The sequence below is a fragment of the Enterococcus italicus genome (genome assembly GCF_023743875.1).
In the GTDB taxonomy this organism is placed as follows: domain Bacteria; phylum Bacillota; class Bacilli; order Lactobacillales; family Enterococcaceae; genus Enterococcus_G; species Enterococcus_G italicus.
The window spans coordinates 1,695,625-1,709,668 of the sequence record NZ_JAMRVB010000001.1 but is presented as its reverse complement, the minus strand read 5'-3'; the positions used below and the strand labels follow the sequence as shown (position 1 = coordinate 1,709,668).

Genomic DNA, 14,044 nt, shown 5'->3' with positions numbered 1-14,044 from the left:
TTTCAACAAATGAGGTGGTCTCCTGCAATGAGGACGCCACCTGATTTAGCCACTATATATTCTTTTTAATTGAAGTATTTCTTCATTTGCTTCTTTGATTGCTCCACGACGGTATTGCTTTTTCGCTTCCTGTAATACACTCAGTAACGCATACCAATACGTCTTCTCTAACATGCCCACATCCGGCTGCACACCATAGCTCATCAGCCACTGACTCCAACTTGAGACAGGTAAATAATGACCCAAGACCGTGCCAATATCATAGGCCGCATCGGCAAACATAATCGAATCCCAATCCACCAAATACAAATAATTCTGGCAGACCAACCAATTGCGATAATTCACATCGCCATGCACGACTGTCTTTTCATTTGCTTTAAAGGTGGGAAGATTTTTTTCCATATATTGATGAACCAACATCAAAAACTCATTGTTGCCAAGTTCTGTTGGTAAATCTGTAAAATAACCGGTCAATAGTTTTTGCGGTGTCACCGTTTTACCGCCTACTTTTGCGAGTATTTCTTGCAAAGACTTCGAATGATGCAAATGGTACAACACATCAATCACATCATTGCGCTTGCCTATTTCTTCAGAGGTCAAGATTCTTCCCTCTAGCCATTCTTGCGCAGATAATGTGTCACCATTGCCTGTCCGCTTGGTCCAGATCAGCTTGGGAGTGATGCCCTCTTTAGCCAAGGCTGCCAACATCGGTGTTGTATTCCGTTTGATAAACACTTTATCATCCGCTTTTTTCCCAATATATGCTTTGCCAGTATCTCCTTTGATTGGTTGCAGATACCAGTCGCTATCAAAACGCATATCCATCGAGTTTCTCCCCTTAATTCACAGTACTTATTATTCTAGTCGCCTATGATAGTATCGTCAAGCACATTATGCGATTCTACAGTCCCTTTAGACGCATCGGCAAATAAGCATAACAAAAAAGGCCGTCAAATGAAAGTAGTCCGATCCAAAAAAAGAATGTATGCAGCATTGACACTTGCTTCATGCTCCCCACGACGGCAAATACAAGCGTCACAAATAATAAAACTAAGCCGACAACTTTTTGAAAAGACTTCAGCTGAACGTCACGCTTGATTGGATAAAGCTGCGTCAATGGTTGATACTGATATTGTTGCGCCAAAGGTAATAATTGAAAGCCAATTAAATATAACCCAACCACTCCGACGACCAGTGCCCCCCACCAAACTTGAACAAACCATAAGGCGATTACACCTAAAAGCAAAAGACGCACGACTAACCCACTATACTCAGAGCCTCTCAGTAAGCGACGCATATATAAGTATGTGTAGGTCTCTTGTTGTTGCGCTGGAATCCAGCGCAACAACAAGTCGGCATACTTTCGTCTTTTCACTGTTGCTGTAATCTGCGGAACATCCGTGAATAGATTAATGAAGCGATACATTCGGTACAAACGCTTTTGCTCCATCGCAATCAGCATCTCCCAGTCCAGCGGCGTATGCAGCTTTCGCCACGTCAGCTGGACCATCACCAACCAGCCCACACCAGCCACTGCCAAGCCCACAAAAGGTGTCCAAAATAGCGCCAAAAGCCACGATATACCATTAATCAGCCAAAAGAAAGCGGTCATCCCTTGTTGCAGTTGCTTCGTCTCTTGAAAAAATTTCAGCTGTTGCAAGTACAAATGACTGCTTTTTAAAAAGAGAAATTGCAGAAAAAAGATAAAGAACATGGTGAACGGCTGCTTCGTAAGGACGACATACAAGGGCATCCCTGCCCCGATAATCAAAATTCCTATACCAAGTGGCAGCACAGACGAATAGCGTCTCGCGCTAGTCAAATACGGACGCATTTGTGTTTCTTTTGGCAATAAGAATACTTGGTCGGCCAGTTGCGTCAAGGAAGCAAAGCGACCCACTGTCACAGCAAAAGCCCATAGCACGATGAGCAGCCATTTCCCATATACAAATGAGCTATCCAATGATTTAAGCCAATTTGAATACGATAGGCCCGCAGCACCTAGTAAAAACGTCATTAATAACGCAAAATGATCGTTAAAAATGTATTTTAAATAGCGCTGTATGTTTTTTTGATGGGCGTGCATTCTTTGCTGAAAAAAAACGCGCATTACGCTTCCTCCTTTGTCAGAGTCAGATATAGGTCATCCAAAGAAGCATGGGGCATGTCAAAAGCTTGCTGCAACTGGACTAACGAGCCTTGTGCGCGAATTTGGCCATTGTGTAACAAAATAAAACGATCACAGTAGCGTTCAGCTGTGGCTAAGACGTGCGTCGACATCAAAATACCAGCGCCAGTCTGCTTCATTTCATTCATCAATTCTAATAGCGCATGAATCGCTAATGGATCCAATCCCAAAAACGGCTCATCAATAATATACAAACTCGGCTCTACTAAAAAGGCACACAAAATCATAACCTTTTGCTTCATCCCTTTGGAAAAATTAGCCGGAAACCATTCCAAACGCTTCTCCAAACGAAAGGTCGTCAATAATTTTTCTGCGCGCTGAAAGGCCACTTCTTTCGGAATATCGTAGGCCATCGCTGTGACTTCGATGTGCTCACGTAACGTCAATTCTTCATACAAGACCGGTGTTTCTGGAATGAAGCCGATTTTTTTGCGGTACGCTTGGGCATCTTCACTCAATCGTAAGCCATCGACGGAAATAGTGCCTTTAATGGGCTGTAACAGACCAATAATTTCTTTGATCGTCGTACTCTTGCCCGCTCCATTTAGCCCGATGAGGCCGACTAGTTCCCCATTGTTCACGTCAAAGGAGATATCTTTTAAGACAGGCACTTGGCCGTAGCCACCTGTTACTTGCTTTACTGTTAATGTCATGTATCCATCCTCCACTTTGCTCATTATTATACCATGGACCAGCTATCGAACCAATAATTCTACGTGCGGCAAATTCCTGTCATTTGTGGTAAACTATAAAATGGAAATTCAAGAAAGGAGCGGATTTTTTATGATAACAATGGATACAATTATTCGTGAAGGACATCCTACTCTCCGAGAAATAGCAAAAGAAGTAACCTTCCCACTGACAGAGCAAGAACAACAATTAGGAAAGGACATGTTCGAATTTTTGGTAAATAGTCAAGATCCAATCAAAGCAGAAGAGTTGCATTTACGCGGTGGTGTCGGCTTAGCTGCCCCACAAGTCAACGTCTCAAAACGCATGATTGCCGTACTTGTACCAAGTGAACAAGAGGATGGCGAACCAGAATTTGCTGGTGTCTTATACAATCCAAAAATTGTGAGTCATTCTGTACAGGATGCATGTCTGGGTGATGGCGAAGGCTGTCTGTCAGTCGATCGTGATGTACCAGGATACGTCGTGCGCCATGCACGTGTGACGATTGCTTATCAGGATGAGACGGGTGCGGCTCACAAGATTCGGCTAAAAAACTACCCTTCGATCGTGGTGCAACATGAAATCGATCATTTGAATGGTGTCTTATTTTATGATCGCATTAACGCAGACAATCCTTTTGCAATCAAAGAAGGCGTGTTAGTACTCGAATAAAAAAATGAGGCGCTCATTTTCCTTGCAAAAAGCATGTAGATGCCTTTTGCAAGGTTTTTTCTTATGAAGGGGATGAGTTGATGTTTATTGATATGCATTGTGATACCTTACTAAAGCTTTATGAGCACCCAGGTGCAAAGTTAAACGAAAATACGTTCCAGATTGATTTACAGCGCATGAAAAAAAGCCTGATTGACCTACAAAACTTTGCAATTTTTATTGAGCTTGGGACGGTTGCTGATCCGTATGTTCGTTACCAAGAAATGCTTGCCATTTATCAAGCTGAACTAGCTGCCAATCAAGACTTGATTCGGCCAGTACTGACTTACGACGACTATATTAGCAATCAAAACGAGCACTTGTTGAGCGCGATGCTCACGATGGAAGAAGGTGCACCGCTTGCCGGTCGCATCGATCGTCTGGAGCAATGTTACCAAGATGGTGTCCGCATGCTGACATTGACTTGGAATATGGAAAATGAACTTGGCTTTCCCAATGCCAACTATGTCGATCCGGCTACACAAATATTGACCAATCTTGCGCAAAAAGGCTTAAAGGCTGCTGGTAGAGACATCGTGACACGCATGGCTGAATTAGGCATGATCATTGATGTCTCGCACGGCTCTGATCAGCTTGTCTGGGATGTCTTGGCGACGACACCTGTGCCTTTTGTCGCCAGCCACTCGAACTGCCGATCCCTATGCCCGCACAGTCGCAACTTATCCGATGAACTTATCCGAGCGATTGCCGAGCGTGGTGGCGTTATCGGTCTGAATTACTTTGCCGATTTCATTACCTTTGACTCCTCGCTTTCGCTACCAGTCCAATTAGCCAAACATGCGGATCACTTAAAAAATATCGGTGGCTTGGGCTGCATTGGTCTTGGGTCTGACTTTGACGGTATTCGTCCGAGTGAGGACTTACCAGATATTTTAGCCCTCGAACTACTGGTAGATGCCCTGCAAAAAAATGGCTTTACCGCTCGCGAAATCGATGCAATAGGCTATCAAAATGTCGCCCGATTGTATAAAGACCTACTATAAGAAACGCCTTTCACTACAAGCCAAAAGACCAGAACACCCAACCGGATGTTCTGGTCTTTTCATGTGATTCATGGAGCAACAAAATGTTTCATTCTTCAAATAATAGGTTTTTCTTACGTAAAGCTTGCTTAATTTTGCCGACTTGCTCCATCGATTCACAGCGCACCGTATGGAGGTGAACGCCATTGGTAAGATTGGAGAGCAGCTTTTCTTCACTAGCCGCGTAGGCTTTTAAAAATGTCGCAATATCTTCTTGCGTGCGAATACCTAAGCTACCTCGTAATTCGCCATAAAGCAGATGATCGACAATCACATCGACTACTTCACCATCAAGAGAAACAATCGTCGTTAACTCTTCTTCGACTTGTTCTGGACGGTGACAGACAGCGATTTTTGCGACCACACCTTGCTCCTCTTTTTCAAGTAGATACCCACGCGCAGTTGCCAATATCGCTTCCCCACTCGCTCGTAATAACGCAATATCCCCGACAATAATTTGCCGACTTACCGCATAGTTTTGAGCCAAGCGACTCGCACTAAGCGGCTGGTCAGACATACGTAATTGCTCCATGATGTCTTGACGTCGCGTTTCTCCATCCATCACTTGTCCTCCATTTGCTGTGACTGGAACGTCCGTGAATGCTTCATGACATCACGGAAGGTATCGACAATGGCTTCTTCAAAGTCCGACTGTTTCACTTCACGGCGAACAGCCTGTAACACCTCATTTTCTCGATTGCTGTCTAAGACGGCAATTTTTTGCTGACGTTTTTCCTCTGAGATAGCCGTCACCACCATCATGCGTTCTTCCAATAAATGGACCAATTTTTGATCAATAGCATCGATTTGTTTTCTTTTTGCGCTCAAGGGTTGTGCGTCATCACTTGCCAACTCTTGGATGATTGTAGCAGGATTGCCTGCTATAACGACATTGGCAGGAAACGACTTCGTCACGACGCTCCCGGCACCGACCACGACATTATCACCTAATGTCACACCAGGCAAAATAATAGCACCGCCACCTAGCCAAACATTGTCCCCGATGGTAATCGGTTGTCCATTCTCTAACCCACTATTGCGTTTAGCCGGCTGAAGTGGATGGCTAGCAGTATAGAGCTGAACATTAGGTGCGACCATGCAATTGTCCCCAAACGTAATCGGGCAAACATCCAATAACGTCACATCAAAGTTCGCATAAAAATTTTTCCCGACTGAAATATTGTAGCCATAGTCAAACCGAACATTTGGTTCCATGTAAATATGATTTTCGACATGGCCAAATGTTTCCTTTAATAATTGCTCTCGTATATCATTGTTGGTTTCTTGATTAATTACCGCCATTTGTTCTCTAGCAAATGCTCGATCAGCTTCTAATTCTGGATCGGCTGAAAAATACAATTCGCCAGCAATCATCTTTTCTTTTTCACTTTTCACGGTTGGGCCTCCTTTAATTTCTGATATAATGCTTGAAAAAAATCAACCGCATTGCCAATCAGCTGTTCCTTTTGTCCTCTTAAATGAATTGGTGTTTGATTGACAACAAACACTTGGGCATTTTTTTGTTTATATTCTATTAAATCACAAAATGGATGCACTTGAAAAGTTGTTCCGACAATCACCACAATATCGGCTGCTTCTACCGCACGGACAGCTTCCTTGATGGTTTGCGGTGTGAAGCCTTCTTCATACAAAACAATTGCTGGTCTTAGTCTACCACCACACAGATGATGATCAGATGCAAGATAGTCCGCATAAGGTACTTCTTTACCACACGATTGACAATACACATGATACAATGAACCATGAAAATTCACGACTTGGGTCGAACCTGCTCGATCATGAAGCCCATCAATATTTTGTGAAACGACCCACACATTGTGCGTTTTTTCCAATTCATGGATGGTTTGATGAATGACATTTGGCAGTGCATCCGGATGGTACAGTTGCTTGATAAAAGAATAAAACTTCTCCGGCTCTCGCTTTAAACAGGTCGCACTTAGCAAATACTCTGGTTGATCAAGTCCTTGGTAGATACCATGCAACGAGCGGTAATCAGGGATTCCTGAAGGTGTCGACACACCTGCACCTGTCAAAAACGTAATCGACTTAGCTTGTAAAAGTTGTTCAATCATTGCTGTTTCTTTTGTCATTTTACTCACCTCATGGCTATTATACGTGCTGATCGTCGATTTGTTAACTCTGGCCAACAAAGGAAGAAAACAAGATACACTCATGACATTCTTCACAAAAAGTGATACAATAACGATGATATAAGCGAGGTGAAAATAGATGTTAGCTGAAATTTTTTATTGGGGTTTGATTTTTATTAACATTGCTTGGATTGCGATTAGCCTTTATTTTTCTATCTTTTATTTTGCTCGGAAAGAAAATGGTAATTTATGGGCATTTGGTTTTTTTAATGTTCTTTCATTCATTGTGTTAGCACTTTTAATTGTTGTCTATCACACTTGGGGCTGGGGAATTACTCAGTATTCAAACTTTGTTTACCTATTGATGGCGATCTTAGCTGTCATGACTGTCCTACAAGCATTTCTTGGCAAAGAACCTAAGCCACAAACTGCAAATTAAGTAGACTAAATAGGGCTTTCCTTCAATGGAAATCCCTATTTTTTATTGACAAAGTGCGTCTTTTCTACTATCCTAGCTTAGAACATTAATTTCATACGAGATTACCTTCAACATCGAGGTAGAGGTCGCGAGGTTCATTAATCCTGTGGAGTGGAGCAACACGTAGAAACAGGCCTAGGGAACATCGCCGAAATGACACTTTTTTGCTTAAAAAGTGTGGTTGGGTCGTAAGTAAATAACTTACGAACTGTCTTAGCAATTCGCTAAGGTGCGCTATGTTTTGTGATAGGTTTGTAAACTATTTTACAGGCGTTTTCCAATCATGGAGTACGGCTGTTTTTTGTTGTCGTCATGAATGTCTCGTCAAAAAGAAAGGAAGAAAAAAATGAAAAAGTTTGGTTTATGCTCGTCACTTTTTGTGGGCCTTTTGTTCTTGTTGGCTTTGATAGTCCCTTCTACGTATGCAGATGAACAAACCCCAGCAGACGAATTTCGAGTAGGGATGGAGGCTGCTTATGCGCCGTTTAACTGGACTCAGACAAGTCCTGGAGCACATACAGTAGAACTTTCTAGTCAAAAATACGTTGGAGGCTACGATGTCCAAATCGCACAAAAAATTGCCGATAAACTAGGAAAAAAATTAGTGATTGTGCCCACACAATGGGATGGCCTCGTGCCAGCGTTGCAATCAGGAAAAATTGATGCCATTATTGCTGGGATGTCTCCCACTGAGGAACGCAAAAAAGAAATTGATTTCACTGACGCGTACTACGAGTCACAATTAGTCGTCGTTGTAAATAAAGATGGCAAATATGCCAATGCAAAAAGTATTGATGATTTAGCTGGCGCAAAAATTACCGCACAGTTAAATACCTTCCACTACTCTGTCATTGACCAAATTCCAAATGTAGACAAACAACAAGCACAAAAAGACTTCTCTTCCATGCGAGTTGCCTTAGCTTCAGGGGTAATTGATGGTTATGTTAGTGAACGACCAGAAGGCGTCACTGCAACCAATGTGAATAAAGACTTTAAAATGCTTGAATTTTCAAAAGAAAATGGCTTCCAAACTAATGCAGAAGACGTGCAAGTAGCAGTCGGTATGCGCAAAGGCGATTCAGATGTTGAAAAAGTAAATGAAATCCTTGCTACGATCTCTTCAAGTGAGCGTACCAAACTAATGGACCAAGCGATTGAGGAACAACCGACAGCTTCTGACGAACAAGACAGCGGCTTACTCACGACCTTTAAACAAATCATTCAACAATACTGGAAACTTTTCTTGAGTGGTGCTGCCTTAACTTTATTCGTAGCCGTTGTTTCCACTTTTGCAGGTACGATTATCGGCCTATTAGTCGGCGTCTTTCGCACGTTGCCAGTTTCTGAGAATCCAGTCTCACGCTTTTTCCAAAAAGTGTTTAACGGCTTTTTGACTATCTACATTGAAGTATTCCGCGGAACCCCGATGATGGTTCAAGCAATGGTTATTTTCTATGGATTAGCGCTCGCTTTCCATATTGATTTGAATCGGACTGTCGCAGCATTACTGATTGTCTCAATCAATACAGGGGCATATATGTCTGAAATCGTTCGTGGAGGAATTTTCGCCGTCGATAAAGGGCAATTTGAAGCCGCTCAAGCGATCGGCATGAACCACCGTCAAACCATGACAAAAGTTGTCTTGCCACAAGTCTTGCGTAATATTTTGCCAGCAATCGGAAATGAAACAGTCATCAACATTAAAGACACAGCTGTTTTGAGTGTTATCAGCGTAACAGACTTATTCTTTGCCGGTTCGGTCGCATCGGGTACCAATCTACAATTCTTCCCTACATTCACCATCATTGGTATCATCTACTTAGTAATGACACTTAGCGCGACGAAACTCCTGCGCTTGATGGAAAAGAAAATGGATGGCCCTTCATCTTACGTAAAAATAGATGACTTGGATTCTCAACAAAATTAAGGAGAGAAACTTATGACAGCGATGATCGAAATTAATCATTTGAAAAAAAGCTTCGGTGAAAATGAAGTATTAAAAGATATCAATGTAACAGTAAACAAAGGTGAAGTACTCACTATCATTGGTTCATCTGGTTCAGGTAAATCGACCTTACTCCGTTGCATTAACTTACTAGAAAAACCAACCAGTGGTGCAATCCTTTACAAAGGTGAAAATGTCTTAACAAAAAACTATGACTTACCAAAATATCGTACCCATCTTGGCATGGTGTTCCAATCATTTAACTTATTCAATAATATGAATGTCTTAGAAAACTGCGTGAGCGGCCAAGTGACCGTCTTAAAACGTAGCAAAGAAGAAGCCAAAAAAATTGCAATTGAAAATCTTGAAAAAGTAGGAATGGGCCGCTACGTCTCTGCCAAGCCTGCGCAATTATCCGGTGGTCAAAAACAACGTGTTGCCATTGCTCGTTCACTTTCTATGAACCCTGATGTCATGTTGTTCGATGAACCCACCTCCGCTCTGGATCCAGAAATGGTTGGTGAAGTCTTATTGACGATGAAAGCTTTAGCTGAAACAGGCTTAACGATGGTCATCGTGACACATGAGATGGGCTTTGCCCGTGACGTCTCTGATCGTGTAATCTTTATGGACAAAGGGGTGATTGCCGAAGAAGGCACGCCAGAAGATATTTTTGTCCATCCGAAAGAAGAACGCACCAAAGCCTTTCTCGCTCGGGTGCTTGAAACAAACTAAAGATTAAAACAAGCCCCAGACAAAACTAGTTAGAAAAAAGAAAATCCAGAAGTTGTTACTCAAACTTTTGGGTTTTCTTTTTTGTAGTTAGGCGATAAGTCAAACTGGTTTGACCTTCTCGCTCGGAGCGAACAGTCTTTTGACCTAGCTTTTTTTCATTAGCTTCATCTTTTCATTTTCTTTTGTTGCACAACTACGTACTTTCTGATACGTTTACAGTAATGGAAAGAAAGGAACGAAATGATGGAAACAAAATTAACAAAAAAAGATTATTTATTTATTAGTTCGATGTTATTTGGAATGTTCTTCGGAGCAGGAAATCTGATTTTCCCTGTACACATGGGACAAGAAGCTGGTGCAGCTGTTTTTCAGGCAAATTTAGGATTTTTGATTACAGGTATCGGCTTACCATTTTTAGGTATTATTGCGATAGGACTCTCGAAAAGTACTGGTCTATTTGATTTGGCGCAACGTGTCGGAAGACGCTATGCCTACCTCTTCACCATTTTGCTTTATCTCGTAATTGGACCATTTTTTGCCTTACCACGCTTAGCAACGACTTCTTTTGAGATTGGACTCGCACCGTTTTTAAGTACTAATCAACAACCAGTTGCTTTGGCTCTTTTTAGTATTCTCTTTTTCTCCGCTGCTTGGTGGTTTGCCCGTAAACCGTCCAAATTGATGGCTTATATCGGCAAATTTTTAAATCCAATCTTTTTAGTCCTACTAGGTATTTTGCTGCTTGTAGCTTTCTTACACCCAATCGGTTCCGTGGCAGTCATGCCAGTAAGTGCTACTTACCAACAAAATGCATTTATGACCGGATTTACTCAAGGTTACAATACTTTAGATGCCCTTGCAGCCCTTGCCTTTGGAATTATTGTTGTGACTACCATTCGTCAGCGGGGCGTCACTCAGCCAAAAGTGATTGCATTAGATACCGTCCGTGCTGGTAGTATCAGCGTACTCCTAATGGGTATCATCTATACTTTTTTAGCGTATCTTGGAGCGATGAGCGTAGGTAAGTTTGCCGTGAGTGCCAATGGTGGTATCGCACTCGCCCAAGTCTCAACGTATTATCTGGGAATCTACGGAGCAATTATCTTGGCATTGATTGTCATTGTCGCATGTTTAAAAACAACTGTCGGACTCATCTCTGCTTTTTCAGAGACTTTTGTCGAGCTGTTCCCCAAACGTAGCTATGCGTTTTTTGCCATCAGTGTAAGTGTGCTCCCATGTATTTTTGCCAATGTTGGTTTAACCAAAATTATTGAGCTTTCCCTACCAGTGCTGATGTTTCTCTATCCACTGGCTATTACTTTAATTTTATTGGCACTTTTAAGTCCGCTTTTTCAACACGCGCCACGTGTGTATCAACTGACAACTTATTTTACTTTGCTTGCTGCTATCTTTGATGGATTGAATGTTGCTCCTAGTCAATGGCAGCAGACGGCTCTTGTCACTCACTTACTCTCTTTTGCAAAAGGCTACCTACCATTGTTTTCTATTGGCTTAGGTTGGGTGATTCCAGCTATCATAGGATTTGTACTTGGGTTAATTTGGACAGCAATCGAACGAAACAAACAACAGTAATAAAAAGTCTAAGACGGAATCGTTATCTACAAGCTAAAAGACCAGAAAATCCGGAAGTTATTTTTCAAACTTTTGGATTCTATGGTCTTTTTGAATTAACTATTTTCACAACCTCTTTTAATAATAAACGATCTTAAGACAGCTTTTCATCGCGCCGATTTTCTTTCATTAAAGGAGATTGGCTCATTTTTTTGATTGATGTAATGTCGACTATCCGCCATTGCATTGGGTCATCTAAAAGCTTTAAAATAATTTGGCAGCCATTGATTCGTTTCTTAAGTACCCATCCTGAAATGGTCTCCGGAGACTTCATTTGTTTGGTCTGAATTTGCAATACCACCAATAATTTGTATTCGGATGCTAGTTGTAAGCGTTGAGAAAAGTCTTCCGCTTGAGCAAAAGCATCCGCTTTGTCTGCCTCATCTGTTAAAAAGCGGTCGAGAAAATTCTTTGACGAATCTGTCCATAGTTGCCCCATCTTTACTTGAAGCGATCGTCGTTTTTCCACTTTTCTCCCTCCTAACTACTGGTTTTCTTTAAACGTTTGTAACCAATAAGGTAGTGCTTCATCAATCAATCGTTCAGTTTCCTTAAAGTCCCCAGTGTACCAAGGATCTGGTACACCTGTTGTTTCTTGACCGGGGACAACACTCATAAAGAGATGAATCTTTTTTTGAACATAAGCTGGTGCTAGTTTCTTTAAATCATGTACGTTTTGCTGATCCATTCCAATAATCCAATCATACATTAGAAAATCATTCGGTGCAATCTGGCTTGAAACTAGCTGATCTGTCTCGCATCCTCGCGCCTGTAATACATTTTTGGTGCCTTGATGTGCGGGATTTCCATGTTCCCAACGACTTGTCGCAGCAGAAGCTACTTCAATAGACAATCCTTCTTTTGCTATCGCCTGCACAAAAATTGCCTCTGCCATTGGTGAACGACAAATATTGCCTAGACAAACAAATAGCACTCGTTGCATGTTATTCCTCCTCTTGTTGAAACAGTCGATACGAAAACAACTCCACATCTTTTGCTAATTGAAAAAGCTGGCTCGCAATCTCCATCGGTGACTCTCGATAATCCTTTACAATCCAATTTTCTAAAATACCGCAGCAACCATAAGAAAAAAAGCAGCTATAAAATTGCAAGTCTTTTGTTGATAGTACTTGTTCTTGATCGACTTGCTTGAATAACTGCGCGAAATGCTCCTTCACTAAGCGGAAAAACTCAGTAATAAACACATCGCGTGCATCATCCATCATATTGCGATAAAAATAGCGTTTGGCTTTCATCGCCTGTAGCATTTTTAATGTTTGCTCTTCCCAATTTTCAAGATGGACAACCTCAAGGCTCAAATATTTTAAAGCGTCTTGATAATACACCCATCGAAGAAGTTCTTTTTTATCTGTAAAGTGGTAATAAAAGGTCTGACGATTAATAGCCGCTAATTTTGATACTTCTTGCACACTGACTTTTGAAAAGCCTCGTGCCTCGCATAAATCGACAAATACCCCACCAATTCGTTCCTTAGTTCGTCTACTCTCCATAACCTACCTCACATCTCTCTACTCGTTTTCTTGTTGGTATCCAAAATGTCGATAGGCCAATTCAGTTGCCACTCTACCACGAGCTGTCCGTTGAATGAAGCCTTTTTGTATTAAAAATGGCTCATACATGTCTTCAACGGTCTCCGTTTCTTCACCGATATTGACAGCAATCGTCGTTAATCCTACAGGGCCGCCATGATACAGCTCAATCATCGTTCTCAATAACTTTTGATCAATGTAATCCAATCCTTCATGATCCACCTGTAAGACGTCCAATGCCTGATCAGCTACACTCTTGGTAATCGAGCCATCGTGTTGCACTTGTGCAAAGTCTCTTACACGCTTTAACAAACGATTGGCAATACGAGGCGTCCCTCTTGAACGACGAGCAATCTCTATAGCCCCTTGCTCTTGAATCACGGTCGAGAACACCTCGGCTGACCGTTGCACAATTTCAGTTAATTCTGAGTCAAGGTAATACTCCATGTGACTGACAATGCCGAAGCGGTCTCGTAGTGGTGCCGACAACATCCCCGCTCTCGTAGTAGCTCCGATTAGTGTAAAAGGTGGCAACGGAAAATGAACGGGATGGGCAGTTGGGCCTTGGCCAACCATAATATCCACAAAAAAATCTTCCATCGCAGAATATAACATTTCTTCTGCCACGCGCGGTAAGCGGTGAATTTCATCTATGAACAACACATCACCTGGTTCAAGCTCATTTAAAAGCGCCACTAAATCGCCAGGTTTCTCGATGGCTGGTCCACTCGTTGTGCGAATATTGACTGCCATTTCATTAGCAATCACCATTGCCATTGTTGTCTTTCCTAAACCAGGAGGGCCGTACAAAAGAACATGATCGAGCGATTCTTCACGCTTTTTCGCAGCCTCAATATAAATGGCTAATTCGTGTTTTACTTTTTCTTGGCCAATATATTGTGACAAATACTGCGGTCGTAATGATTTTTCAAAACTCAAATCTTCATTTGACGGCTCTGGTGAAATCATTCGGTCCATT

Annotated in this window: 16 protein-coding genes and 1 riboswitch; of the genes, 6 read left to right on the top strand and 10 right to left on the bottom strand. The window is 41.9% G+C overall.

Annotation, left to right across the window (positions count from 1 at the left end):
- Nucleotides 1-45: 45 nt before the first annotated feature.
- From NE257_RS08395 to NE257_RS08385, 3 genes are all read right to left on the bottom strand, one after another.
- The gene (locus NE257_RS08395; protein ID WP_007207545.1) at nucleotides 46-825 is read right to left on the bottom strand and encodes a phosphotransferase family protein; all 780 of its coding nucleotides are present in this window, start codon (nucleotides 823-825) and stop codon (nucleotides 46-48) included.
- A 76-nt stretch (nucleotides 826-901) separates the two neighbouring features.
- Complete coding sequence (locus tag NE257_RS08390; RefSeq protein ID WP_251886199.1) at nucleotides 902-2,110, bottom strand: ABC transporter permease; 1,209 nt, start codon at nucleotides 2,108-2,110, stop codon at nucleotides 902-904.
- A complete protein-coding gene (locus NE257_RS08385) occupies nucleotides 2,110-2,841 on the bottom strand; it encodes an ABC transporter ATP-binding protein (RefSeq protein WP_276532315.1) in 732 nt (243 codons plus the stop codon). The genes NE257_RS08390 and NE257_RS08385 overlap by 1 nt, the downstream gene beginning before the upstream one ends.
- 130 nt (nucleotides 2,842-2,971) lie before the next feature.
- Here NE257_RS08385 and def point away from each other — a divergent pair, with 130 nt between their 5' ends.
- Together def and NE257_RS08375 are read left to right on the top strand one after the other, a co-directional pair.
- Nucleotides 2,972-3,532, top strand: coding sequence for a peptide deformylase (gene def, locus NE257_RS08380; protein ID WP_040366149.1), 561 nt, complete (start codon nucleotides 2,972-2,974; stop codon nucleotides 3,530-3,532).
- Between the two features lie 80 nt (nucleotides 3,533-3,612).
- Nucleotides 3,613-4,575, top strand: coding sequence for a dipeptidase (locus tag NE257_RS08375; RefSeq protein WP_251886198.1), 963 nt, complete (start codon nucleotides 3,613-3,615; stop codon nucleotides 4,573-4,575).
- 88 nt (nucleotides 4,576-4,663) lie between these two features.
- Here the strand turns inward: NE257_RS08375 and NE257_RS08370 are convergent, their stop codons facing one another.
- From NE257_RS08370 to NE257_RS08360, 3 genes are read right to left on the bottom strand one after another with little or no spacing between them, the layout of a single operon-like run.
- Complete coding sequence (locus NE257_RS08370) at nucleotides 4,664-5,176, bottom strand: transcription repressor NadR (RefSeq protein WP_007207550.1); 513 nt, start codon at nucleotides 5,174-5,176, stop codon at nucleotides 4,664-4,666.
- Complete coding sequence (locus NE257_RS08365) at nucleotides 5,176-6,009, bottom strand: chorismate mutase (RefSeq protein ID WP_007207551.1); 834 nt, start codon at nucleotides 6,007-6,009, stop codon at nucleotides 5,176-5,178. The genes NE257_RS08370 and NE257_RS08365 overlap by 1 nt, the downstream gene beginning before the upstream one ends.
- Nucleotides 6,006-6,725, bottom strand: a complete 720-nt coding sequence (locus NE257_RS08360; RefSeq protein ID WP_251852045.1) for an NAD-dependent protein deacylase — start codon at nucleotides 6,723-6,725, stop codon at nucleotides 6,006-6,008. Before NE257_RS08360 ends, NE257_RS08365 begins: the two co-directional genes overlap by 4 nt.
- A 139-nt stretch (nucleotides 6,726-6,864) precedes the next feature.
- Between NE257_RS08360 and NE257_RS08355 the strand changes: the two genes are divergently transcribed.
- From NE257_RS08355 to brnQ, 4 genes are all read left to right on the top strand, one after another.
- Entirely contained in the window at nucleotides 6,865-7,164 is a 300-nt protein-coding gene (locus tag NE257_RS08355; RefSeq protein WP_007207553.1) for a hypothetical protein, read from the top strand.
- Between the two features lie 111 nt (nucleotides 7,165-7,275).
- Nucleotides 7,276-7,448, top strand: a riboswitch (Lysine riboswitch).
- Nucleotides 7,449-7,549: 101 nt separating this feature from the next.
- Complete coding sequence (locus tag NE257_RS08350; RefSeq protein WP_040366151.1) at nucleotides 7,550-9,130, top strand: ABC transporter permease subunit; 1,581 nt, start codon at nucleotides 7,550-7,552, stop codon at nucleotides 9,128-9,130.
- Between the two features lie 12 nt (nucleotides 9,131-9,142).
- Nucleotides 9,143-9,883 carry an amino acid ABC transporter ATP-binding protein gene (locus NE257_RS08345; RefSeq protein ID WP_007207555.1) on the top strand — a complete coding sequence of 247 codons (741 nt, stop codon included), beginning with the start codon at nucleotides 9,143-9,145 and terminating at the stop codon, nucleotides 9,881-9,883.
- A gap of 243 nt (nucleotides 9,884-10,126) precedes the next feature.
- Complete coding sequence (gene brnQ, locus NE257_RS08340) at nucleotides 10,127-11,476, top strand: branched-chain amino acid transport system II carrier protein (RefSeq protein ID WP_040366153.1); 1,350 nt, start codon at nucleotides 10,127-10,129, stop codon at nucleotides 11,474-11,476.
- Nucleotides 11,477-11,609: 133 nt separating this feature from the next.
- Here the strand turns inward: brnQ and NE257_RS08335 are convergent, their stop codons facing one another.
- Genes NE257_RS08335 through ruvB form a run of 4 tightly spaced genes read right to left on the bottom strand, consistent with a single transcriptional unit; the run spans nucleotide 11,610 to nucleotide 14,043 of the window.
- On the bottom strand, nucleotides 11,610-11,984 hold the full coding sequence (locus NE257_RS08335) for a hypothetical protein (protein ID WP_040366155.1): 375 nt from the start codon (nucleotides 11,982-11,984) through the stop codon (nucleotides 11,610-11,612).
- Nucleotides 11,985-11,999: 15 nt separating this feature from the next.
- Nucleotides 12,000-12,458 carry a low molecular weight protein-tyrosine-phosphatase gene (locus tag NE257_RS08330; protein WP_007207558.1) on the bottom strand — a complete coding sequence of 153 codons (459 nt, stop codon included), beginning with the start codon at nucleotides 12,456-12,458 and terminating at the stop codon, nucleotides 12,000-12,002.
- Between the two features lies 1 nt (nucleotide 12,459).
- On the bottom strand, nucleotides 12,460-13,026 hold the full coding sequence (locus NE257_RS08325; RefSeq protein ID WP_007207559.1) for a TetR/AcrR family transcriptional regulator: 567 nt from the start codon (nucleotides 13,024-13,026) through the stop codon (nucleotides 12,460-12,462).
- A gap of 18 nt (nucleotides 13,027-13,044) precedes the next feature.
- Nucleotides 13,045-14,043, bottom strand: a complete 999-nt coding sequence (ruvB, locus tag NE257_RS08320) for a Holliday junction branch migration DNA helicase RuvB (protein ID WP_007207560.1) — start codon at nucleotides 14,041-14,043, stop codon at nucleotides 13,045-13,047.
- Nucleotide 14,044 lies beyond the last annotated feature (1 nt).